Annotated in this window: 17 protein-coding genes; 6 read left to right on the top strand and 11 right to left on the bottom strand. The window is 59.1% G+C overall.

Features of this window, described 5'->3' with window-relative positions:
• Positions 1-188: 188 nt before the first annotated feature.
• Positions 189-488, bottom strand: a complete 300-nt coding sequence (locus MTX23_RS25855; protein WP_280973032.1) for a hypothetical protein — start codon at positions 486-488, stop codon at positions 189-191.
• A 1,424-nt stretch (positions 489-1,912) separates the two neighbouring features.
• Here MTX23_RS25855 and MTX23_RS25850 point away from each other — a divergent pair.
• Positions 1,913-2,611: a Crp/Fnr family transcriptional regulator gene (locus MTX23_RS25850; protein ID WP_280973030.1), complete on the top strand. Its 699-nt coding sequence runs from the start codon at positions 1,913-1,915 to the stop codon at positions 2,609-2,611.
• A 338-nt stretch (positions 2,612-2,949) separates the two neighbouring features.
• On the opposite strand, the gene MTX23_RS25845 is transcribed toward MTX23_RS25850, so the two are convergent.
• Together MTX23_RS25845 and MTX23_RS25840 are read right to left on the bottom strand one after the other, a co-directional pair.
• Positions 2,950-3,171, bottom strand: coding sequence for a hypothetical protein (locus MTX23_RS25845; protein WP_280973029.1), 222 nt, complete (start codon positions 3,169-3,171; stop codon positions 2,950-2,952).
• A 59-nt stretch (positions 3,172-3,230) separates the two neighbouring features.
• A complete protein-coding gene (locus tag MTX23_RS25840) occupies positions 3,231-3,686 on the bottom strand; it encodes a phasin family protein (protein ID WP_280973028.1) in 456 nt (151 codons plus the stop codon).
• A 589-nt stretch (positions 3,687-4,275) separates the two neighbouring features.
• Between MTX23_RS25840 and MTX23_RS25835 the strand changes: the two genes are divergently transcribed.
• Both MTX23_RS25835 and MTX23_RS25830 read left to right on the top strand, forming a co-directional pair.
• Complete coding sequence (locus tag MTX23_RS25835; protein ID WP_280973027.1) at positions 4,276-4,515, top strand: DUF3551 domain-containing protein; 240 nt, start codon at positions 4,276-4,278, stop codon at positions 4,513-4,515.
• A gap of 1,082 nt (positions 4,516-5,597) precedes the next feature.
• Complete coding sequence (locus MTX23_RS25830) at positions 5,598-6,431, top strand: Crp/Fnr family transcriptional regulator (protein ID WP_280973026.1); 834 nt, start codon at positions 5,598-5,600, stop codon at positions 6,429-6,431.
• A gap of 773 nt (positions 6,432-7,204) precedes the next feature.
• Here MTX23_RS25830 and pabB read toward each other — a convergent pair.
• Together pabB and MTX23_RS25820 are read right to left on the bottom strand one after the other, a co-directional pair.
• Entirely contained in the window at positions 7,205-8,614 is a 1,410-nt protein-coding gene (gene pabB / locus MTX23_RS25825; RefSeq protein WP_280978192.1) for an aminodeoxychorismate synthase component I, read from the bottom strand.
• A gap of 88 nt (positions 8,615-8,702) precedes the next feature.
• Positions 8,703-9,074 (bottom strand): Dabb family protein, encoded by a 372-nt coding sequence (locus MTX23_RS25820; protein ID WP_280973025.1) that lies wholly within the window; start codon positions 9,072-9,074, stop codon positions 8,703-8,705.
• 1,003 nt (positions 9,075-10,077) lie between these two features.
• Here MTX23_RS25820 and MTX23_RS25815 point away from each other — a divergent pair.
• The gene (locus tag MTX23_RS25815; protein ID WP_280973023.1) at positions 10,078-11,232 is read left to right on the top strand and encodes an 8-amino-7-oxononanoate synthase; all 1,155 of its coding nucleotides are present in this window, start codon (positions 10,078-10,080) and stop codon (positions 11,230-11,232) included.
• 1,552 nt (positions 11,233-12,784) lie between these two features.
• Here the strand turns inward: MTX23_RS25815 and MTX23_RS25810 are convergent.
• The 6 genes from MTX23_RS25810 to MTX23_RS25785 all read right to left on the bottom strand — a co-directional run bounded on the left by MTX23_RS25810 (position 12,785) and on the right by MTX23_RS25785 (position 20,550).
• Positions 12,785-13,528 (bottom strand): carbonic anhydrase, encoded by a 744-nt coding sequence (locus tag MTX23_RS25810; RefSeq protein WP_280973022.1) that lies wholly within the window; start codon positions 13,526-13,528, stop codon positions 12,785-12,787.
• Positions 13,529-13,538: 10 nt separating this feature from the next.
• Positions 13,539-14,282, bottom strand: a complete 744-nt coding sequence (locus MTX23_RS25805; protein ID WP_280973021.1) for a thermonuclease family protein — start codon at positions 14,280-14,282, stop codon at positions 13,539-13,541.
• Positions 14,283-15,469: 1,187 nt separating this feature from the next.
• Positions 15,470-16,822, bottom strand: coding sequence for an oxygen-independent coproporphyrinogen III oxidase (gene hemN, locus MTX23_RS25800; protein WP_280973020.1), 1,353 nt, complete (start codon positions 16,820-16,822; stop codon positions 15,470-15,472).
• A 616-nt stretch (positions 16,823-17,438) separates the two neighbouring features.
• Entirely contained in the window at positions 17,439-18,071 is a 633-nt protein-coding gene (locus tag MTX23_RS25795; protein WP_280973019.1) for a hemerythrin domain-containing protein, read from the bottom strand.
• 509 nt (positions 18,072-18,580) lie between these two features.
• The gene (locus MTX23_RS25790) at positions 18,581-19,417 is read right to left on the bottom strand and encodes a universal stress protein (RefSeq protein WP_280973018.1); all 837 of its coding nucleotides are present in this window, start codon (positions 19,415-19,417) and stop codon (positions 18,581-18,583) included.
• A gap of 755 nt (positions 19,418-20,172) precedes the next feature.
• Complete coding sequence (locus MTX23_RS25785) at positions 20,173-20,550, bottom strand: hypothetical protein (RefSeq protein WP_280973017.1); 378 nt, start codon at positions 20,548-20,550, stop codon at positions 20,173-20,175.
• Positions 20,551-20,902: 352 nt separating this feature from the next.
• Here MTX23_RS25785 and MTX23_RS25780 point away from each other — a divergent pair, with 352 nt between their 5' ends.
• On the top strand, positions 20,903-21,106 hold the full coding sequence (locus MTX23_RS25780; protein WP_280973016.1) for a hypothetical protein: 204 nt from the start codon (positions 20,903-20,905) through the stop codon (positions 21,104-21,106).
• A gap of 873 nt (positions 21,107-21,979) precedes the next feature.
• A complete protein-coding gene (locus tag MTX23_RS25775) occupies positions 21,980-22,465 on the top strand; it encodes a hypothetical protein (protein WP_280973015.1) in 486 nt (161 codons plus the stop codon).
• Positions 22,466-23,167: the final 702 nt, after the last annotated feature.

The raw sequence follows: 23,167 nt of genomic DNA, 5'->3' as shown, positions 1-23,167 counted from the left end.
CGTCGCGACCTCGTTGCGTGCCGTCCTCGACATCGTCCACCTGGTCAATGAAGGCGCAGGTGTCCGACCCCAACTAGGTTGGACTTTACAAAGGGGCGTTTCTGGTGGTGGCCGTGCCAGTGGGTCGTCGTCGCACAAAAACCTCCGGCCGCAGCGCGGCCGGAGGTTCGCGGACGTAGGCGTACGCGTTATTGGCGTTTGCCGCTTACCGGCGCGCCGCTGGTTGCGGAATCGCCAACTGTCCCCTTGTGCGTGGCGGTGCCGGCCGCACCCTTGGTGTCCTTAGTCGATTTCGTCGACTTCACGCCCATCTTTCCACCCGTGGCGTGAGGCTCAGGGGCCAAATCCTCATCTTCGCTCATGCCGCCCTGGATGCTCTGCGCGCCATTGCGACCCTTGGTGTCGGCTGACGGACCTTGCGCAAGCACAGGGCCCGCAAGCAAAGCCGAAAGGGCGCATGCGATCACAGAGGTCTTCACTAACGTCATCCTTGTCTCCTGGATTGAGTGTTTTGCGAGGGAACGATTTGATGATTCCCCGCGCCATTCGCCTCCACGGACCGTCACATCGCGTCAATCGTGCGAACGGCGCGGCTGTCATAACAATCTGCTTCGTGTGGTCATCGTTGAGTGATTTTCAGGCGATTTCGCGGAATTACTCATCTCACTTTGCGGCGGCACAGAAGTTTGCGTGCAGCAACGATCGAGAGCGTCTTGTCGTGATCACAGAGCATTCAGCTGGCGTTCACCTTGCATCGCGACGGATGGCCAGCGAGGACCTTCGTGAAGTCGGGCCAGGGCCGGTTTATCAAGCGGGGTCACCTGCGACCGGGCAACGTAAGCATAAATGTCCGCCCATCGATCAAGCCGATTTCGGCGCGCCGGGTGCAGGCTGAACCCGCGATGCGCTGAAAGGAAAGCTTTGACAGTTCATGGACCCCGCCAGGCAGGATGCTCGATCCGCGCCTCCGGCTATACGAGGGCGGTCGCGTTCAGACCCTGCGTGCGCCGCGCGCTTCTTGCGCAAACGTGCGGCCGCTCGAAGACCTACCAAATTCTGCGAGCGCGATCGGCTCCTTGGCGCCACGGAGGGACCAAGCCATTCTTGCCGCGGCAAACCAATAGTCGAGTGCTCACGCGGTTTTAGTGAGTTCGGTTGCCTTCACGTCACGACCGCAGCTCTTGGAGAGCAAGTCCAAGCTGGCGGCCAGCAGAGCGTTGGTACGATTCGTTCCAATCTGGAGCTGCGGAGACACGTTCGCGTAGGAAGCGGGATCTTCCGTACGTTTCGTGCGGCGCTCATCGGAGCATTTATCTTGGGATATGGCAGCAGAGTGCGTCTGAGCTGGTGTGACCATTATTTGCGCAATGAGAGGTTCAATTGCGATCCTAATCCGATTGGTCCATGACGCGCGGCACATAGTACCGAAGCCGCGGGAGTGATAACGAGCATCTTGCCCGACTTTCTTCGTCGCCGGAGCACACCCAAGAGGGTTTGGCGCCTTCCGGCGGCGGCGGAGATCGCAATCGACAGGATTTCCGATCGGCCGCTTCCTTTGAGGTTCTATGTGGACAAACATCCGATCAATAACAATACGGGCGCTAATGTTCGACCGTGACGGTGAATTCTGGCCTCAACTTGCTGTCTATCTCTACGCTGTGGGCGTGGCACTGTCTGTGTTGTATGGCATTGGTCAACTTCTAACGACGAGCTCGCTTGACCTTGGATGAGCGGGCGTCAGGTATCTTTTCCGTATGGGGCGCAGGCGACCTCAACGAATGAGTGACGGAAGCGCGCAAACGGGATCTGCTAGCATCCGGGACATTGCAATGAACGTACCTCTTCCTCTGGGCTCTTGGCGGCAGGCAAGCACCCTGTGACCAGGGCCTCGACCAATATCGGGAATCGGCTTTTGGCCGCACTGGCGCCTGCAGACTTCGGTTTGCTCGCGCCCCATTTTCGCAACCTGTCGTTGAAGCCAAACGCCCTGCTGGTTCGATCAGGCGAAGAGCTCGATCAGGTCTATTTTCCTCATAGCGGCGCCGTAACGTTTATGATCGATATGCCTGACGGCCAGACAGTCGCCACCACGTTGATCGGGCGGGAAGGCGCGGTCGGGCCGTTGCTGTCCATACTTGGACACTCGCAGTCTTCAGTTACCGCCATCGTTCGCGTGGCCGGCACCGTGTCGCAGATCTCCGCCGCAAAGTTTCGGTTCGCTTACGCGCGAAGTCCAGCCATCAGGCACGTTGTCGAGCTTCACACTCGCGCGCTCTTCCTTCAGCTGCAACACGTGGCTGCCTGCAACGCGCTGCACCCTGTGGAGGCTCGTATCGCACGCTGGCTTTTGCAGCTGCGCGATCGCGTTGCGGACGACGTCCTGCCTCTCACCCAGGAAGCACTCGCGCAACTGCTCGGGGTGCAGCGGACGACGGTGACGCTGGAGATGAGCAAGTTGCGGGCCGCCGGTGCCATCAGGTCTGACCGGCGGGGGATGATCGAGATCGACCGGCCGCGGCTCCAGGCCTCGGCTTGCGCATGCTACGCGCTGATGCGTCGTCGGATCGACGGGATGTATGCCGAGGAGGGGGCAACGTCGCGGTTTGAGTAGGCCTCACCACAAGGCTGCTCCAAGGCACCGCCTCTTTCGACGACTGGCGAGACGTCCCTGTAATCGGAACGTCGTTGCCGGAAGGTGAGGAGAGGCGATCAGCGGCCTGTCGCCTCACCCCGTTTGGCGCGATCCGCAGATGCTCGTCGAGCTTGGCAATCGCGCGTAACACTTTGGCCACCTCGCGCAGCTCGTTGCGCGTGGGACCCGGCTTCATCCGCCGTGCCCCTTCAAGAAAGTCCTTGGCCTGCAGCCGCCAAGTAGACATTGCGGTTGAATTTGCGTGTCGGCCATGATGTCGGTTCCATCGCAATCGTTGACCAAGCAGAGGACTTTCCTCAGACGAACGACTGTTGGGGCTTGGCGGGGCGGCACGGCGGCAAGGTGTTCGGCTCGTCGACCCACGCGTCCTGCGCGAACCACATATGATCGGCGCGGCAGATCGGGCAGTGGGTTCTGCTGAAGAAAACTGCGCTACGCCGAAAACCCTCACGATCGATCGTGAGGCCAGTCGGGATCGCGCGTCCGGTCTGCGGGCATTTGACCATCACCATACCCATGTGAGCCTCCTTGGATTTGGTTCTCGTGATTGAAACCGTCCGATTGGAGCAGCGCCACTTTAGCTGGGTTGACACAGAGCCTTCGTGACGCTCTTCCTCATCGGCTCTGCGGTGTCCTTCGCAAGTTTCTGCGCAAGCTCCAGGAGTTCGCGGTTCAGTGCCGATGTGGTCTCGAACGACCTGCGCGCCTCAGTTGCGGACAGGATGAGGACGTCCGTCACTGATTTGCTCTCCAGGAGATGGGTGAAAAAATCGATCGCGGACGTGGTATTGGCGTTGGAGAGTTCGATGACCTTGAGGCCATAGTCAGTTACGCTTCTGGCGTTCCGTGAGTACGTTTCACGCAACGTCGCCGCCATCTCCTGCGATATGGCCTTGATCTTCCTGCAGGCGTCTTGAGCGCTGGCGATGCTCTCAGCGGCGAGTTCGCCAGTTGTGGCTGGCGACGTGGCTCTCGGGAGCGTGAACAACGACATCGCGAAGCCGTGTTGTCCATTTGGTTCGCTCTCACTCATGGCGCCGTACCTTTCTCAAGCGAATACACATCCCGAGATTGCGGTCGCAAGACTGTCGCGGAGGCGGACGGTAGTTCCGCTCCGATGTTCGGCTATGAGCTGAGCTTCAATCCAACACGGATGGCAGTATGCTCGGCCAAACTCACACTGTCTGTTGGGTTTCCGACGCTTGTCCGCAAATTATTCTTGGAGAAGTCAAGACATACAATCGTCATATCTACAGAATGATTCGAAATTGCAGATAACCGGCGCGACCTGGCGCATCAATTTGGGCAGTGTGGCAGCCACGGCCGCGTCGATCAGTTCATGATTGTGACGAGCGCCCGTGAGCTAAAGAGTTCATCATTTATCTCTGACGGGGGAGGCGTTCTTCAAACATGTACCGCACGTCTGGTCAGGGCTGAGCTACGGTGTTGGCAGGCCTCGCGCGCGAAACTGGCCGGCCCCGCGGCAGAAAGCTGGCCGAGCGGATCGTCATATCGATTGACGGGTGAGACTTGAGTCGCCATCTTGAGCGAGCGGTCGATCTCGGTTCAGCGAATGGCTCTGTGGCCGCCCTATCTGATCGACCAGGACAGAGGAGCTCTTCATGCGCCGTCTTCTGTTTGTATGCGCTGCTGCCGCGCTGGCAGCGGCCGGATCAACTTCCGCCGCCGCTCGAGATTATCCTTACTGCCTGCAGGGGCGGATTTGGGGTTATCCAGGCAACTGCCAATTCGCAAGCTACGCGCAATGCATGGCGACGGCTTCCGGCACGTACGCTTATTGCGGCATTAATCCGAGGTTTGCCTTTGCGCGCGAGCGTCGTGTCTATGGGCGGCCCTACTGACCCAAATGCTCAGCGGTCAAAGCTGGTCGAGGGCATGACAAGCCGGCCTGCATGCCGGCTCGCGGGGCAAAGCCATCCTAGTTCTGCCAGTTGAGCAAGGGGACATCACCCCGACCCGCTTGGCGGCCAGCGGCATAGATCTTGAACAACTCGACTCCAAACGCGCCGATCGCATCGGCGTCCGTGCGACAGCGTCACGATCGACCGCGGTATCGACGGACGAGCGACGAGTTGCCCGGAGGTCAACAGAACGAGAAGCGCTGCAGAGTTTCTCGCGCAACACAAGGTATGTCGAACCTGATCGGTGCGAAGAGTACCGTTGCCGTCGAGGAAGCCTCCAATCGGCAGGATCGTTAAGAAGCGAGCGTGCATGTGATACACTCCACCTGGAGAGAACGATGGGTTGATCGCGGCCCGTTCTTGACGTTGATCGAGCCCGATGACGCGAGATGCCAAGCTTGGTTGCGCCTTGCAACGTCAGGCAGCCCTTCGCGATTCTCTTCTAGAACGATGGCATCAACAGCCATTCGCCCTGCGAATCGCGCTCACGCTGGTGCCAGAGCGTTCTCGGTCTGTCGGACAACCCCATGCGGGCTTGGGACGCCGCGATGTCGTCGTGCCCCGATCATCTGCGGCGCCATGGAAAGCTCCTGAGATCCATCCGCCAGCTGTACGAAACGATCCAATCTGAGGCCGGGATCACACACTCCGCCCAGAAGCTCGATTGTTTGTACCCGACGTACGGTGTTCGTCGGAGCATTCTTGTCTTGCGCAGGTTTTACATCAATCATGACTGAACCATGACGACAAAGTCTCCATGAAGCATCAACAATGACAGACGAGCGCGATGAGCTGGAGCGTTGCAAGCAAGAGAATGCGCGCCTCAAAGAGCTGGTTGTATGGCTATCCGAAATTGTCTTACGCGACGTCGTAAAACGCGCGGAAGAGCCGAACTGCCGCGAGCCTATGGCGCAGCGCGATTTATCGCCTCCTGACAAGAGGGACCCGGCCCGGCCCTCGTTTCGGTAGAGGCCGGGCTACTGACTGCGTGATGCACAAAACCGCTCGGCCGGAGAGGGACCATGACCGACCACGTGTCCGCCGTCGTCGACGCGCCTGCCGGTTCCAGAAATGCAGCTCGCAAACCGGTGTACGGCGCATGGCCGATGCCGCACCGGCCCTTTGCGACGCGTAAGAAGCGGCCTTTTGTCGAGAATGCGATCCTGACGAGCCTCCCCCTGCGAGACCGTACCGCGATCGGAAAATGCCTTGAGCCGATTGTGCTGAAAGAGCGCATGATCCTGCAAGAGCCGAAAGGACATGTCGAGCACGTCTACTTCATCGACTCAGGGCTCATCTCGCTTAGGGTTGCCGCGGGGGGAAGCATGCTTGAAACGGCGGTCGTGGGCTACCGGGGTCTGGTCGGCGGTTCGTTCTTGTGGGGAGGGCGTCGTTCGACGCATCAATCGGTTGTGCTCTTTCACGGGCGCGCGCGCAGGATCCCTGTTGAGGATTTGCGCCGGGTGATAAAGGGACGTCCTGTGATCCGAGATCGCCTCTTTGAGTACGTTCAAGCGCTGACGTTTCAATGCGTTCAGACGGGATTGTGCGGAGTTCGGCATAATCGGGAACAGCGGCTCGCGTCCTGGCTCTGTTTGGCGAGCGATGCTGCCGAAGCCCGCATGCTGCCCGTGACGCGTGACTACCTTTCCAACGTCTTGGGACTGGGTCGTGCAGGCGTCACGGAGACGCTGATCCGATTCGAAGAACAAGGACTAATTCGCAAGATACGGGGCTTTCTGCAGATCGACGAGCGCAAGAAACTCGAGCAAGAAGCCTGCTGTTGTTATAAGCTTGTCTCAAGCGCCTACGTCTCGTGTCAATCTGCAATCTCGGCAGAAGAACCAGTTGGTTAATCGAGGCCAAGGCGCTCTTCTTCAATTTTTCAGTTGATTGGCTTGGGTCGCGATCCGTCTCAAATGCTTGCTTAAGCGGGCTGGTGAGCTGGGCGAAACATGCGCGGCGCGAGGACGACCTTGGTGTGGTTGACGCGCGCTCCTCGCGGACGAGCCGCCCGAAAAGCTGAGACGGGCCTGGGATTTTCCGAAAATCTCCTCGAGGCCAGCGAGGTGGCTGATAGGGTGATGTTCTTGCTGACGTGGACTCGCGACGTCGTCACGAAGTACACGTCATGCTGCACACGCGAAATCCGGCCTTTTAGCTTTTGCGGAAATCTTGCTCAAGTACGAAGCCAAAGTGCGATGCTGAATGATCCCAATCTCATCGCGCTTTAGGGGCATCCGCATTCGAACGGCGCGGGCAGGAGGCGCACCCTCGCGGTTATGGGCCACGATTGCCATCGCTCATGCGAGAGTTCGTCGCGTTCGAAGATCTTGGCGCCGGGATAGACCCGCCCGGCGTAAGCAACAACCAACCCCCGGTCCTGGGTCTCAACAAACGGCGTCCGAAGCGGAATCGACGTCGGGGATTTGTCGTGGAGCGAGAGTGGACTCCCGTCGGAGGCTTGAGATGGTGGCCGTCGCGGCCGATGCCTTAGTGATGCGGTGCCTTATTTGAGCATCTGTCCATCTGCCGGTCCTCTTGCCTGTGTTCTGGCTGATGTTGCGTGCAACCGAATTGCTCCAGGGAAGGTTTAAGGACCCAGCAAGACGATTATCGATGATGACAGTCACAATGTGGCGGACGTTTCAGCACGAAACGCGTCAAATATCCGCTGCGCCTTGGCGAGCGTCTCCTCGTATTCGGCCTCTGGATCCGACATCGCAGTTATCCCGCCACCTGCGTGAAACACGGCCAGACCATCGTCGATCGTGACAGTTCGAATCGCAATGTTCGTGTCCATCTGCCCATTGAAGCCGATGAAGCCGATTGCCCCGCAATAGACCTCTCGTGCCACTTGCTCGATTTCGGAGATGATTTCCATTGAGCGCACCTTCGGCGCCCCGGTCACGGAGCCGCCGGGAAAGCAGGCCCGAAGCAGGGCGACTGCATCCTGATTGTCTGCCAGCTCACCCGTAACGACGGACACGAGATGGTGTACTGAAGCGTAGGATTCGAGGTTGCACAGCGCCGGAACGTCTACTGAGTGCGGAAGGCAGACACGTGACAAGTCGTTACGCAGAAGATCGACAATCATAATATTTTCCGCGCGGTCCTTTTCGGACGCGAGAAGCAGTTCGGCGCGGCGCCGGTCCTCTACACAATCCGTAGACCGCGCACACGTGCCCTTGATGGGGCGCGTTTCGACCTGTCGTCCGTCAAGCTTGAGAAAACGCTCCGGCGAGCTCGATGCGATGGTCAGCTTGCCGTAACGCAGCAGAGCTGCAAAAGGCGCCGGGTTCAACGAACGTAGCTGGGAATAGAAAGTAAGTGGGTCGAATAGACGCGACACCCTGGCGCTGAAACGTTGCGCGATATTCGCTTGAAACAAGTCACCAGCCAGGATCAATTCGATAACGCGCTGTACTGCCGCAATGTATCTCGCGCGGCTGAAGTTCGAACGCCATGCGCCCGCTGTGCCAGGGAGCACAATTCGCGGCGACCGTGGCCTGGCCAGCAATGCAGCGAACTCATCGGCTCGACGGCGCGCACGTTCGGCTCGTCGCGCGGGATCCTGCTCTGGCCATCCGGTCGAGACGATCCAGCATCTCTTGTCGCGGTGATCGAAGCTGACGACCACGTCATAGAAGTGCAGGATCGATTGGGGCAAATGCTGACCGGCAATCGCCGGCGCCGGCAATCGCTCCAGTGTCCGGTTGAGATCGTAGGCAAGAAAGCCGGCTGCGCCTCCTTGAAACGGCGGCAGATCGGGATCGTGCTCCTGCGGATACTTGGCGAGAAGGCTGCGAAGCACTTCCCATGGGTCGCCATCCAGGGGCTCTCCATCGTAACTTGCCTGGCCGTTCTCGACCACGTAAGTGCTGAATGGTTCGCAGCTCAGATAAGAGTAACGTCCGAGCAAGGTATGCATCGCTGCGCTATCGAGAAACGTCAGATGCGGTCGGTGCGCCAGGCAGCGCATTGCGGTGACAGGCGCGATCCATTGCAATTCTCGGATGTGCGTTGAACGATTTGTCACGAAAATCACTGGCGACCGAGGCGCTTCCATTGTGAGTCCCATCCCAAAGCGAGAGCGCCGCTCGCCGGGATCCCGTAAGTCCTTGACGTCAATTGTCGGGTGGTCGCTCGCGTGTAGGCGCGGTGCGTCGGCAAAGTTGAATCATTCCTCCTATCGCCGCGTAGCGCGCATCTGTGGATACATTGTAGTCGGCCGCGAACCGCAGCTCCCGAAACGGCCTTACCAGCCTGATCGCCTGCTGGTACAGGCCGTGCGCTTTGTAGGCCGCGAGCTCCGTCTCGTTGTTGAACTCCGCATAGACCACGACGTCGATATCGTTGTCGAACTGGTCGGTCTTGCGATTGTGAGCAATCTCGATGCGGCGTGCATGCGGGATTGTGGTGAGTACCGCCAAGCCTTCGATGAGCTGATCAAGCCGAGCCTCATCCTTGGCAGCAAACAAGACGATGTGACGAATCATGGGTGAGGGAGCTTCTGTCGCAGATCGGTCAGATAACTATCTTGAGATCGACGGCTTCGCAACGCCGCTCCGGCCTGGCGCAACACGCGGGATGGCGGTTGGTGGTTCGAGACGACGAAGTGGGCGGTCGCGTTAGGAAAGATATAGTACGTATCGTACGTTTATGATGCGATTAGGTCACGACCGCTAAGTGCGGGCGCATTTGTCCGTTCTGAACGAAGTTTGCGCGCGCATAGCGAAGCGCAATATGCCAACAACACGACGCGGAGTGCGGAATTGCCCGCGCTATTCTCTGGTTCTCGTCCTCTCGGCGGCATTCGGGAAAGGCCCTTTAAGGTGCGAACGATCGAGGGTGCGGACGTCTCTGCATGGCGCTGGCATTGAGGTACGCGGCGGGGGCGGCACGGCATGGGCGAGCGTGTCGATGGTTGCCTCGGCATGTTCGCCCTGCTTGCCGATCCGCCTTACGCAACGAAGCCAATCGTATGCCGATGAGCGACGCTGCCGCTGAGCGCCTCGATCCGACCGCACCGGCACGCTTGCTCGCGACGACCCAAACCCTGACGCATCCGGGCACGCGTCCTCGTCGCCGGACGTCAGTTCATGACCGATGACGTGCAGGCGCTGCGCGTTTTGGGACGGCGCGCATTGGATCTTCTTGCAAGTTCGTCGCGTGACAGAAGCCGATCTGCACTATCAGGATTCGATCCATCGCGGTGCTCAAAGCGACAGGATACCTGATCAACAAACACGCAGAAACCGACCAATATCGAAGCGAAGCGCACCCTGTCATCGATGTAATCAAGGTGTGCCCAATGATTCCAATCAGACCCGAATGGTGGATACACGAGTTGCGGCATCCGCAGAGAGGTGAACGCGCGAGAGAGCGAAACGTGCAGGGCCCTGAGTTGTGCCGGTTGACGGAGACAATTGTGGATCTTTCATCTGTCGTTTTGCGGCCATGAGGCCGTCATCGCGATGATGGCATCGGGCGGAGTGAGCAATGAACCCAACCTACATCGGCAAGCTTAACCGCTATGTCACGGCCTTGGAGTCCCTGAAGGACGATGACCGGCTGCGCGGGCTGAAGCCGCGCACAGGACTCGATTTTGCATCGAATGATTATCTGGCACTGGCGAGCGCGCCGCGCATGAAAGAGGCTCTGTTCGCCGCGCTTGGGGCCGGCACGCCAATTGGCGCAGGTGGATCGCGGCTCCTGCGCGGCAATTGTGAAGAGCACGAAGCTCTTGAAGCTGAAGCGGCGCAGTTCTTCAGAGCCGAATCAGCCCTTTTCTTCGGCGGCGGTTACATCGCCAATTTTGCTGTTCTGACAACGCTGCCGCAGCAAGGCGACCTACTTGTTATCGATTCGCTCGTGCATGCCAGTATCCATGAAGGCGCGCGAGCCGGTCGAGCCAAGTGCCAGATAAGCGGCCATAACGAGCCCCAGTCGGTCGAAGACACGATTGGCCATTGGCGCGCCAAGGGCGGAATGGGGCGCGTCTGGATCGTGGTGGAAAGCCTGTACAGCATGGACGGCGATTTTGCGCCGCTGAAGGATCTGATGGCAATCGCCGAACGACACGAGGCGTTCCTGGTGGTGGACGAGGCTCATGCCACAGGCGTTTACGGCAAGCAGGGGCGAGGGCTCACCGAGCCCTATGAAGGGCGAGAAAATCTCGTGGTGATCCACACCTGTGGGAAGGCGCTTGGCGCAGCGGGCGCGCTTGTCACCGCCTCCGGTGTACTGCGTGACTTTATGATCAATCACTGCCGACCATTCATGTTCGCCACCGCGCCGTCACCCCTGATGGCGGTCGCCGTGCGGGAAGCACTGTTGATCCTGCAGGAGGAGCCTGAGCGGCAGAAAAAATTGGTCGATCTGATGGAGTTCACGCACCGGGAACTCGCTTTGTGCGGCCGCCCGACCACCTCGAACTCACAGATCATTCCTTACGTTGTGGGCGACAACGCGCGCGCGATGCGGCTAGCCTCTGCGCTGCAGTCGCGCGGCTTTGACATCCGTGGAATACGGCCGCCAACCGTGCCCGTGGGAACGGCCCGGTTGCGAATCTCCCTGACGCTTAACGTCGGACAAGACGATGTATCCGATATGGTTGATGCCTTGGTCGAAGAGACGTGGGGTGACGCGCGGTGAATCCGCTGATCGTGATCATGGCGCTGCCGCCAGAGCGACACATCCTTCCATACGTCCAACAGCTCATCCAATGGCGACGAGATACCCGTGACGAGGCAGCTCAATGATGAAGCCATGCGTTGCGCACCAATGTTGTCCCGTGGGCACGGTGCGATCGACGCCTTATGGGAGGCCTGGGCTGGTAAACAGCAGCGACGTCGATAGAAAACCGAAGGAAATGGCGTTTCTGCACGTCCCCTCTCACTGATCCGCATCGGACCCCGCGTCGGAGCGCGCAGACCCCAGAACTGGCGACAAAACCCAGCGGACACGTGAACGTCGCTACCGGAGTTAACGGAGCGTCCCGATAGGACTGGACCATGAGCGGTTGCTGAACCGGACCGGCAGAGGGATGACGGCAATCGTGCAGAATGCGCTCGTGGATCCGTCCGTATCGTACGCCGGGTGTGTCGCTTTCGCAACGTCGTAACTATTCCACTCGATCGCAAGCTGTTTTTACTTCACACCCGCGGAAGTTCCGAGCTTATGACGGGTCCAAAGTCATGGCGCGAGGTGGACCAGACCGCTTTTGGCGTCGGCGGTCCCTTCGTTTGCCTGATGCGGGAGAGCCTATCCGAATGCCAACGCGAGCATCAATCTTCCTCACGTCGGTGGGCTGGGCAGCTGTCGTGGTCGTAATCCTGCTCTATCTGGTCTTCAGTCCAGGCTGACCGCTTGATCCTGAGCAGGATGATTTGTATCGACGGCAACGGCAGATGAGCCACGAGAATATTTGCCAGATTGTCTCGCGTCGGCAAGAAACTCCATGGGGACAATGGTATCGAGCTCACCCACCCGTCCGCGTCGATGGGCTATGATTGGTCGATCTGCGAGGATGAATTCAACCACGTCGCTGAATGGATGTTCCGATGGAAGGTGGTGCTCAGACTCGGGTCGATGATGCTGATTAGTTCTTCATACGGTAACAGTTGAGGGCCGGCCCGCCGGACTGATCCGGCGCCATTCATGACGTTATGAACGAAGCGGTCTCCGCGCCGGGTCTGTCCTGCCGGGTTGGAGTGCACTCGATATTCGGCGGCCGGTCAAATCCAACGTGCCTCGGCGCAATCTGCCGCTCCAATCAACTCTGTTGGCTAGGGCGCATTGACGGCAGGTATTGACGCCGTCGGCCGTGGCGCGAATCTATCTTGGTACTGGCCCCGCGTTGCCAACATCACTACCAAGAGTACGAGGAGGATTAAGAGCCCACGCATATCAAAGCTTACTCCTGAAGCTGTACTGTAAGTGTGACGCAGCCCACGTTCGGCGCGTTGGCCTAGGTTGTGGCGAGAAGAGCCTATCGCCACACCCAATTTTGTAAGGCCCGCAACGGGCGAGGGCTCCTCGATCGAAAACTCGGAACTCGAATATCTCCTGTCTTCGCCGCAAGAGGGTCAAAGATCTGTTCATGTGGCTGCAACACTGCGCCAAATCAAATGGTCGTTGTGCGTGGCGCGGGTGATCTTTGAGTGTGGTCGTTCGCAGTCGCGCGAAGCAACGTCCGATGTCCGCGTCAGTTCAGCATATCGACCCTGCCGGTGTCGAGCCGATAGAGGCCGCCTAAGACCTTCAGCTTGTTCTGATCAACTGCCGCGTTCAGGATGGGGGTTGCCGTTTTGAGCCTGTTGACGTTATCGATCACGTTTTGCCGGATCGCATTGGCGAACACATCGCCGCTTTGGTGGCGAGATGCCTCTACCGCGGGCCTCAGAGCGGTGACGAGGGACGAAATATGCCCCGGCGGTGGCTTGTTGTCCTTGAGCGAGTTGATCGCGGCGTCGACGGCGCCGCAACGGTCATGACCGAGTACGAAGATCAGCGGCGTATGCAGCACGGCCACCGCATATTCCATACTGGCGACGGTGTCGTCGTTGGCGAAATTGCCGGCGAGGCGGCAGACGAACAGATCGCCAAGTCCGCTGTCGAAGGCAAGTTCAGGTGCTATACGAGAGTCGGCGCAGCTCAGAACCGCCGCATAGGGATTTTGCCCATCGACCAATACTTCGCGCTCGTGCTTGAAATCGTTGCGGCGCGATACGCCCTGGACAAAGCGGGCATTACCTTCCATGAGCCGCTTTAGGGCTGCGTCCGGCGAAAGCAAGTTATCCGGCTTTGGCGGCGCCTTTACGTCCTTCGCATCAACAATGCTGTTGCCAAGCAGCAAGCCGACAGCCGAAGCTGCGAGCAGCATCAGGGAACGACGAGAAGGGGCGATCGCGATCGGACGAGACATATTTGGGGAGAGGTCTGCACGCATATGGGTCATCTTATCGCGCGGCTTTGCGCCAACCAGTGGCCTCGGCCTCCGCTTCGCTGCAGAGCCAGCGCTCATCCGGTTTCTTCGTCATGTTGATTTGTCCGTAACTGAGTTGTCCGGGCAAGTGATAAACGCGCTTGCCCTTGCCGTCCACGGTGCCCTTTATCAGGCATTCGGGTGAGGGCGGGTCCGACAGCAAATCGGGTCCGAGCAGCAGTTCCTGAGCGTTGGTTGGTACCGAGCTCGCGCCGACGATGATCGTCGCTTTGTTGCGGTGACGCCAGTCCCAAGGCGCGATGAACGCCCCCGACCACAGGCCTGCATAGGCATTGCTCGCCACAACTTCATAAATATCGTAGCTATGGGTATATCGCCCCAATGAAAGTGCCCAGCCCGACCGTACCATCCAAGCGCTCACGTCTTCGCCTGCGATGAAGCAGTTGCCGAGCGACCTGCCGTACTGGTCGACACCTGTGGTATGACAGTCCCAGAGTTGGCCATTCGAATGCTTGATAAGTTCATCGCGGGCCTTTATGCCGCAGGCCCATTTCTGGCCATGGACGTCGAGGCAAATCTGATCTGTTTCCGGCGCGTCGATGCCCGAGATCCGAATTTTGGTTTGCTCGATCTCGATCGTATTGCCGTCGATGACGCGCGCCGGACCGCTGAGTTTCGCCGCGCAAACCGGAGCTGCGGTGACAGCGAGCAACGTCGTGATGACAACGCAGTGCTTCATCACAACAACCGTGTGCATTTGACCGATCCGCTAGTAAACACGTTCAATTCGGCCTTCCCATCGGGCCGCTTGATGGCACCATGTCTGTTATTCGGCTTGCGTTGCATCCCCATCCGGCGTCCTGCTTTGAAAAAGCGCGCGTATGAGTCCTACGCCCTGACGCAACGTGAGGTTCAAGGGATTTATTCCGATAAAGAAGTGGCTCCCTCTGCTCCGGAACCGCGACCTCGTGAATTTCGGCGCGTTCGCAAAAAAACGCCCGGCCGCTGTTCGGCGGCCGGGCGGAAGTGAGCCCGGGAGGAGCGACGCTGTTACACATCGCGCCAACTTCCATCGGTAGAGGGAGGGCTACCGACGGCTCGACTACGGCGAGGGCATTCGCCGTAAACTGTGGTCGCGAAAAACCCGATGGCCGAGCGAAATCGGGCTCGGATCAGTCTGGCCGACTTGGACAACGTCCCGTGAAAGTCAACCCGGCCTTTGCGTGCAACAAAGTCGGTAATGGAGTCTGTGTCTCCTTCGCGTAACCTTGGATGGCTGTCGCGTCGTTGGGAACGCCGACGACACGTCACGAGCCGGCCCATTGTCATCCGGACAAAATGTGACAGTGAACGAGCAGAGCATTCGCGTCAGATCCACCAAGGAGGTTGCCTTCATCGTTCAACCGACTTGACTGCATTGGACATTGGATCAGCGAGCTCGACTGTACGACCGCTTGGCGCCGGAAAATCGCTGGTCCGATAGTCGGTAGGCTAGACGCAGTTGAGACGTGGCTCAATTGCGCGGCGGTATGCGGCCAATATAGAATGGGTTTGGGAACATATACGAAGGTTTGCGACGTAAACCGTTCTTTGGCGGCGCGGTGCGCTCGACCAGCGGGCGTCGACATGGCTGACCGTGCCTGGATCGGTGCAATCGGAGCTCTTTTGCTGACAGGCTTGTTGAGTTGCTCGACGCACCTTAAGTGCGTCCGGGGACCATGAGCTCGTCCAGAATCTGCTTTGAAATGAGTGAGTGAAGCGCGAAGGTCCCCTTAACGGGGTGGGCTCTGCAGGAGCCAGGCACTTGCTTCTGCGACAGATACGATTGTCCTGCGCCGGAACGAAGTGGTCTGCTGGATGTGCGATCAATTTGTGCGCCGAGCGCCTCTTTCAGCGACTGTCTGGAGACGGTCGTCCTTCTGGACAGGACGGTGGCGAGTCGAGTTAAACCGCCCGAGTGTGGGGAGCTTCCGAACGAGGAAGATGAGCGTCGAACGCCGAGGCGACGCTTCTGACAAGGAACTGTGCACCGTCGCTGACGGTAAGGCGGTCACCGTCCATGATCACGACGCCGTCCGCGACAAGCCTGTCGAGCCGAGAACGGTCGATGATGGCCGATTCCGGATCCTGGCCATGAAGGCGAAGTATTTGAGAAAGATCGACGGACATGTCGCACATGATCCTTTCGATGATCTCGGCGCGCAAGCGATCGTCCTTCGAGAGCAGGTAACCCTTGGCGGTTGGGAGCCGATCGTCGATGATACGAGCGAGATACTCGCGTATCGCGACGGTGTTCTGGACAAATCCGTGGGGCAGGCGACCGATCGCACTGGCGCCGAGACCGATGAGAGCGTCCGCTGAATCGTCCGTATAGCCCTGGAAGTTCCTCCTCAGCGTGCCTTGCCGCCTCGCCAGAGCCAGCTTGTCGTCCGGGAGGGCAAAGTGATCGAGGCCAATGCGTACGTACCCGGCATCGACCAGAACTTCCGCGATTGTCTCGGCTTGGAGGTGCCGTGCGACGCTGTCAGGCAAAGAGGCTTCGTCGATCTTGCGCTGATGTTTCTTGAACGATGGAACATGACCATAGCCAAAAACCGAAAATCGAGCCGGCCGCAGCTCGAGGCACCTGGCTACGGTGTTCCGGCACGATGCGACGGTCTGCACGGGAAGGCCATATAACAGGTCGAAATTGATCCGGTTCACGCCGGCACGGCGCAGCCACTCGACCGAAATTGCGGTCTGTTCGAAGCTCTGCCGGCGATTGATGGCGCGCTGCACCAAAGGATCGAAGCTCTGGACGCCAAGGCTCGCTCGATTGACCCCGCAATAGCCCAGCGCCTCCGCCATCGGCTCTGTCAACGTCCGCGGATCGATCTCGACCGCGATCTCGGCACCAGGCAACACAAGGAACGAATAGCGTAGCGCGCCGACGAGATCAGCGAAGGTTTCGGGCATCATGATCGTCGGAGTGCCACCCCCGAAATGGACATGAGAGATCGACAGTTGCTGACCGATGGCTTCTGCGACGAGGTGGGCCTCAGTGCGCAGCCCTGCCGCATAGGTCGCGATCGGTTCGCTCCGCTTCATGACAGACGTGTGGCACCCGCAGTACCGGCACATCGAGCGACAGAAGGGCACGTGCAGGTAGATCGATGCCGACTGCCGGCTCCGCAGCGACTTGAGCCATACGCGGTAGTCTGATTCCCTGATCGACGACGAGAAATGCGGAGCTGTGGGATAGCTGGTGTAGCGCGGTAGCCGGTCCTGCCCGTAGGAGTTTGCCAGATCCGGTCGCATTCGGTTTCCTTTCTTTCTCTCCGGCGCGACTATCGGACTTGCGGCAGACGATCATTGCGCTTGCTCAAAAAAATTGCCCGGCGTGCCCATGCAACCATCCTCAAGTCGGGATCGGCTAGGCGATGACCACACGGCGCATAGATGAGTTCGCGGATGAACTGACAAGGTACGAGCGATATGCGCGTGCTACCAAGGTACCGCAGTTCTCGTGGCGGCCCATTCGCGCCTGTCATCGCGCAGAGTGGCCAAAGCCGTTCGCGCCCCCAGCATGTTCGGTGAGGCCTGTCCGTTGCCTGCGTCGGATCGCTTCGAGCCGCAAGTGACAGCGGTTCAAGGCAGGCCGTCTCGATCCGCCGGGATCGCTCTTCGTCCGTTCGCCGACGTCGTGGGCGTCTGTCTTGACACGCCATCCAGCCGAGGTTTGCCAACCGGCGATAAACGGGCATGTCGTGAGGAACTTGGAGGCGCCTTCGCGCATGCAGTGTGGTTATAGGCAACGATGCCCATCCGGCTTGGTGTGATGTGGTCCGGCGCGGGACCCGAATATGCACATTCTGCGACAATCGCCGAAGTCGCCGGTTTGCAGTTACTTGACATCGCCGAAGATGACCCGCCGTCAAGGCAACGGCCCGTTTGCCTCGGTGCCGCCGCGTGCGACCACCGCCATCGCGGATGAAAGCGCGGCCGAGCGTCGTTCGGCTTCAGCCTCTTGCGCGAGTTCCAGAATGTGCGCTCTTAGCGCGTCGGAAATCGCTTCGGCATCCTCACTAAATAGCGGATCTCCATGATCGTTGAGGGCGGAAGCAGCGTCCGCCCAATCCTCAGCTGATAGCACCTTGAGGGCGGTGGGAAAGAGATCCCGTTCTTCCCACGTCATGTGATGTCGCTCGTGCATTATAAAATTGCGCACAATGTTGCCGACATCTTGCCGAAGGATCTCTCGATCTGCGAGAACGCCATCGATCGCTTCAGCGAGATGATGCAAACGATCAGCGCCTTCGTGATGCTCACATGTGATGTCTCCGAGGCTTGCAGCCGCATCCGGATCACGGATCTTCAGTTTGGCGAAGATCAAATCTTCCTGCGGGTGATGGTACAGTTCCGGGTAGACTTCGAAGTAGCTGATAATCGCGCGAATAACTTCATAGTCGGGACGATCCCCACGTTCAAAAATATCCAGTTCGCGCTGAAGCGCGTTGAGGAGCAGGTCGATATTGCGATGCTCTCGACGCAAACGATCGACGATCATTGTAGTGCTCCCAGGCAAGAACCTTCGACTTAGACAATGTAAGCTGAAAGCGATTGTGCCCAATTGCGCTGGATCAAGCCCGATCCGAGCCGGGATCCACCGGGCGCTGCCAGCCTAAATCGCAAAGAGGAGGCCGCAGTTCACCAGCCGTTCCGTCGCGCGCAGATCAGCTCAGGCCAATTGCGGTGCAGCAGGAAAACCGTCGACTTGCCAATCAAGCGAACGTTCCTTAATGCAACACGCTGCTTGGATGAGCTGATCTGGGAAAGGACCCGTCGCCTGGGTCCGCATGGCAGCATCGCAGCATCTGATCGATGGGTCTCGATCAATCGCTCGTGACGAAGAGGAAACCTGAGTACGTCCCGTCGGATCGACGGCGTCGCTGATTTGGTTCGCCGACGCTCATCGGCCATTAGCTTCAGATGCCCTCGATCGTGATGACTCATATCTGGCTGGCGCTGGGAGCATGCAGGAGGAAATGGCGGAAAATCGCATGGATGATCCCTCGCTCAGTGCGACAGTAAGGTCGGGACGGTCATTGACCGAAGCAGATCGCGCCTCATACGGCCGAGGAGCTTTCCGTGCAGCCAGGAGGAGCTGCACGCGCTCATCACTATGAGATCGAAGATATCGTCCATTGCGCGCGAGAGGATCGATTGGAGCTTCGACCGGCGCACCGGGAGGACCGAGGTGACCTTCGCCGCGAGGCCCAGCCTTGCCAGATGCGTTACCAGATGGTCGCAGGAGCTTTCGGGCGAGACAGTGCCGCGGCCGGTGACCATGATGATGGTGAGAGCATCGGCTTTGCGCAGCAGCGGCATAGCATCGTGCACCGCGCGGGCTGCCAGCCGGCTGCTGTCCCAGCAAATCCCGATTCGCTTGGCTGAAAAAGGGCTATGAAAGGCGTAAGGCATGAACAGGACTGGACCTCCGGCCCTAAAAAGGATCTCGCTTGGCATAACGTTATCATAGCTGTCGTGGTCGCTCCGCGGCTGTGTGACGATAGTCACGTCGTGGACGCGCGCGCTCGCGCAGAGGAGCGCGCGCGCCTCGGATGGGACCGCACTGACCGCGCGGGTCGCGTAGGAGATGCCGGCGTTCCTCGCCTCCCGATCAAAGACGCGAATCGCCGCCTCAGCTCGCTTCAGCGCCCGGTCGTGCTCGACTTCGAAAATCGAGGTGACCGGTGCGCCGCCGGTCGCAATGAGGGGCATGATCGTTCTCTCGTATCCGATCGCCGTAGCGTCGAGATGGGCACCCGTGCTGACGGCGAGGGAGATCGATCCGTTCAGCGCAGGACGCACCGGAAGTTCCGTGGGAATGTGGACCAGTATGGTTCCGAACATTGCCCTTCTCCTAACATGAAAGGACGCGTTGCCCGTCAGACCCTGGCCTTCGCGGGGACAGTTGGACGTTTTGCATAATCGTTTGCCGACTTCGTTTGAGCGAGATCAACTCGGCCGCGGCGTATTTCTTGCAATGCTCTGATGCCGAGTAAGGAGAACCGGCATGATGCCTGTCGCATTAGTAATCGGTGGAGCTGAGAAATCGAGACCCGTTCCCGCGCGTCATGGGTGGCGGCTCGGACGATGCCCCACGATGCCGTCAATTCAGACCATGCGATGGGCGATCGCTCGGGCAGGCGAACTCTACGGTGGCAAAATCGGTCGAGCGCAGCCACTACACGCGCAATGTCACCCCAATCTGCGGGTTCCGGCGTTGTGATCGACTGGCTGCGTCTCGTGCATGTCAACACAGGCCTGCTGGTCGCGATAGCTCGCGATTCATGCAAACCGCCATTCTGCCGCAGCACAGATCGGACAATGAGGCCGACCCGGAAAGCTCGTCGGAGCCTTCGCATTCCTAGCTGCCGACGTGTGGTCGTCACGGGCGCGCTGTTTGCCACGGAGTGTCGACGATGTGGCCGAGGCATTAGACATCTACGGCGTTGCTCAGGTCCCGTCGTCGCCGCAGGAACCGCAATCGGTGCGTCAGCGGCAGTAAGGCTTGCGGCGGCAGTGCTCCGATTGAGGGAGTAAACCGCGAGAGGGGATATTGGAGCCAGTTCATGAGCGGAATGACAGTTCGAACGCATGTGCACTCAGTCATCTGGATCGATCACTTCATAGCCAAGATATTTTCTGTCGGAATGACAGGCGCCAGCGCAACGGCCGTGCGTGCGCGTTTGCCATCCCAGCAGCTGCATCACAAAGCGAATACGACCGGCCCTGGCTGCATCCATGAAGATCCCACATTCTTCATCAGGGTCGGCGAAGCTGTCGGCGGCTGCACTGATCTGCTCATCATTGGGCCAGGTGCCGAGAAGACCGACCTTATGCACTTTCTGATAAGGGCGCGGCCGGACCTCACCGTGCACGTTGAGCCGTGCGATCGGCCGAGCGACCGGGAAATCGTGGCATTGGGACGAAAGCGATTCCACCTCGACTGAATGTAGGAGAGCAACCAGAAAGTCGGCCAAGACACGATGAGGGTGGTGCCCGAGTACATCGAGCCGATCAACCGCGAAATTTCGAATGGGGGCGGTCGGCACACTCTCGAGTGAAGCTCTCACTGGCGGGATAATGAAGAAGTTGCAGGTGGCTCGGGGGTAGCTGAGGATTGTGCCGCGAACCTCGCCGCTCTCAATTGTCCTTGGCTTGCGCCACTCGTGTTTCAAGGCCGTGGCGAGCGATCTAAATTAGCGCGGTGCTCGGAACTCGCCTGGTGCGATCGTGCCGATTGCATTGCGGCTTCAAGGGTGGCAGTCGAGCCAGCAGATGCGTCCCGATCCGCGGTGATGACATCCGATGCTATTCGCACCAGACGCGCCAATGGGTGGGCTGCACGGCGACGCGTTCTCCCGTCTGTACCTTGATCCAGCCACCGAAGCTGCGGCGGCAGGGGAAGACCAGCCGGTGAATGATGTTCCCCTCGATCACGGCAATCTCCAACACGCGATCAAAGGGCGCCGTTTCGATGCGTTCCCAAGTGAGATGGCGACCGGCTCCGCGGTGCCGTTCATCGTTGCTGGTTGACAAGATCAAGCAATCTTCCGGGCAGTGCGGTCCGCATCGCCTGTCTCGCCCGCGATGGCAAGACGCAACCGACCCATGTTGCAGGTCAACGAACGTCAAACGCGGCGTAGAATGGACGGCGGCGACGAGCCGGCGAGGCTAGCTGGATGTCTCCGCTGAATCGGCCGGGGCAGTGCAGCCATCTGAGCGGATGTGATGATAATGACCAAGATCAGACCGATCGACGCCGGGAGAATGTGTATCATGAATGGTGTGTCCTATGCGTTTTAAGCGTGCCTTCATCCCCCCGCGTGGTACCTTATCAGGCCGGTGCGCAATCGGATTGAGCGAGATCAAAATCTCGAATGCGCAATGATGTGAGGATTCTGGTGGGAAGAGAATCGAAGGAGAATCGCACTGGTTCGCTGTAGATCAGGGCGAGACGTGTGGTGACGTGGGCTGCGAAGCAGTTGGCGGATTGATTGCTTACCGCGGATTGTCGATGGTCTTTCCGGCACTGGTCGCGGCCACAGCTATGAGCACTGAAGAACCGAGTCTCGGCGGCATCGTGTAGGCTCGCATCAACCTGATCACTGGCTATGCGATCGCGGCCGCTGAGGGGCCCTCAAGAGCGACAACGCGTTGGTTTTCAGTTGCTCGCGAACATGAGATTAGGGAGACTTCTCTGTCGCCAATCCTTGTTGGCCAGCGGGGCTATCGCCACCGATAGACGGGTTTTTGTCACCAGGGAACGTAGCTAGCTCGCTGTCGCCGCAGATGCATTTCGGTGGGCGTTACCCGGGGAGTTTCTTCCCGCAAGTCGGGGTCCTATTTGATGGATGTCAAAAACCAGCCAGGCTCGGGCAGCTAAAGCAAGCTTGAGAAGTATCGCGCATGGTTACTCAACCTGCACATATTCGTGGTTCTGGACTGTTCAAAAATCTGCTCCGCAGGTTACGGGCGAGCCTCTCCCAGCAATCAGAATTGGCTTACTTGAGCCGGCAGGACATCGACTTTATCGCGCGGGAGCTTAATCTCTCCACGTCCGATTTTCGAGCGCTGGCGCAAAGTCCGAGCTTGCCCGAGCTCTTGAGCAAGCGTCTCGCGCGTGCCGGCGTTTCCGAGGAATCGCTTGCCTCCGCGCAAGGCGACGTGTTGCGCGATCTTCAGCGCGTATGTGGACTGTGCCACGCCAAGGCCCGATGTGCGGCCAGCCTTAAACGAGAGAAGCCGGCAAGTGCCGTGAAATACTGCCCGAACGAGGCGACGCTGCACGCCCTCGCTCGTGAGGCGGACAACACCTGCAGTACGTTGGGGATTGATGCCAATCCGTCGTGCTCGGGGATACGATCCGATAGCCATTGTTCGATCCGAAGATGAGCGGCCTGGCTGTGCCCCTGCATCGCCCAACTTGTGGGCCAGTGATCGCTTAACACTTTACGCCACGGGTGCTGAGCTTGCCGGTCTTTGGAGTCAGCTCTGATCGGCTCTGGGCGTCTTATAGCGCAATGGACAAACCTGGCGTTCGGCGCCAACGCAATTGTCGTGGCCTCGATATATGGGCTCGAGTCGATCTGCAGCGCCCGCTTCGTGGGGGCTCGTACTAATCTCCAAGAAGCGCGCTGAGGGGCTTGACTATTCGTAGCGCTGTTCCATCTGATCGGGCCGCACATCGACAATATCCAGCGCCGCCGGACTGTGCTCAGATCTTCGGCATCATGCTCTCGACAACGCCGTGGATACCATCGTGAATGACATGATCAACAGCGGTGCATCGGTTGCGTATCGCAAATCCGCAATCGTTTACCCCAAGGCGTCAATCCGGCCAGTGCGCACTTCCGGGTCTCGACGAACGCCATCATGGTGTGCATGTCCGCGATGTGAGCGCGCGGAAATCTTTCGGACGCGTATCAGTCGGATCCGTCCCTGCACGGTGGACGAAGGTCAGGAATCCGGTGACGAAACAAAACGCGGATCGGAATCAGATGAGGAGACGGTCCAGGCGCCCGCGGTATGCTCCGATGAGCAAAAGGATTCGTCGGCTCGCCCGGAATAGGCGGGGCTGAAGCCGAATATGTTCCG

Source organism: Bradyrhizobium sp. ISRA436 (genome assembly GCF_029910015.1).
In the GTDB taxonomy this organism is placed as follows: Bacteria; Pseudomonadota; Alphaproteobacteria; order Rhizobiales; family Xanthobacteraceae; genus Bradyrhizobium.
Note: the sequence above shows the minus strand (reverse complement) of the source record. Positions and strands in the feature narration are given on the sequence as shown.

Excerpts from the sequence above, each read along its gene's own strand:
- MTX23_RS25810 (WP_280973022.1), bottom strand. The coding sequence starts at position 13,528 with ATGCGTGCAGACCTCTCCCCAAATATGTCTCGTCCGATCGCGATCGCC.
- MTX23_RS25845 (WP_280973029.1), bottom strand. The coding sequence starts at position 3,171 with ATGGGTATGGTGATGGTCAAATGCCCGCAGACCGGACGCGCGATCCCG.
- MTX23_RS25815 (WP_280973023.1), top strand. The coding sequence starts at position 10,078 with ATGAACCCAACCTACATCGGCAAGCTTAACCGCTATGTCACGGCCTTG.
- hemN (WP_280973020.1), bottom strand. The coding sequence starts at position 16,822 with ATGCGACCGGATCTGGCAAACTCCTACGGGCAGGACCGGCTACCGCGC.
- MTX23_RS25775 (WP_280973015.1), top strand. The coding sequence starts at position 21,980 with ATGGTTACTCAACCTGCACATATTCGTGGTTCTGGACTGTTCAAAAAT.
- MTX23_RS25840 (WP_280973028.1), bottom strand. The coding sequence starts at position 3,686 with ATGAGTGAGAGCGAACCAAATGGACAACACGGCTTCGCGATGTCGTTG.
- MTX23_RS25855 (WP_280973032.1), bottom strand. The coding sequence starts at position 488 with ATGACGTTAGTGAAGACCTCTGTGATCGCATGCGCCCTTTCGGCTTTG.
- MTX23_RS25805 (WP_280973021.1), bottom strand. The coding sequence starts at position 14,282 with ATGCACACGGTTGTTGTGATGAAGCACTGCGTTGTCATCACGACGTTG.
- MTX23_RS25780 (WP_280973016.1), top strand. The coding sequence starts at position 20,903 with ATGGGTGGGCTGCACGGCGACGCGTTCTCCCGTCTGTACCTTGATCCA.
- MTX23_RS25820 (WP_280973025.1), bottom strand. The coding sequence starts at position 9,074 with ATGATTCGTCACATCGTCTTGTTTGCTGCCAAGGATGAGGCTCGGCTT.
- MTX23_RS25835 (WP_280973027.1), top strand. The coding sequence starts at position 4,276 with ATGCGCCGTCTTCTGTTTGTATGCGCTGCTGCCGCGCTGGCAGCGGCC.
- MTX23_RS25795 (WP_280973019.1), bottom strand. The coding sequence starts at position 18,071 with ATGATCGTCGATCGTTTGCGTCGAGAGCATCGCAATATCGACCTGCTC.
- MTX23_RS25790 (WP_280973018.1), bottom strand. The coding sequence starts at position 19,417 with ATGTTCGGAACCATACTGGTCCACATTCCCACGGAACTTCCGGTGCGT.
- MTX23_RS25830 (WP_280973026.1), top strand. The coding sequence starts at position 5,598 with ATGACCGACCACGTGTCCGCCGTCGTCGACGCGCCTGCCGGTTCCAGA.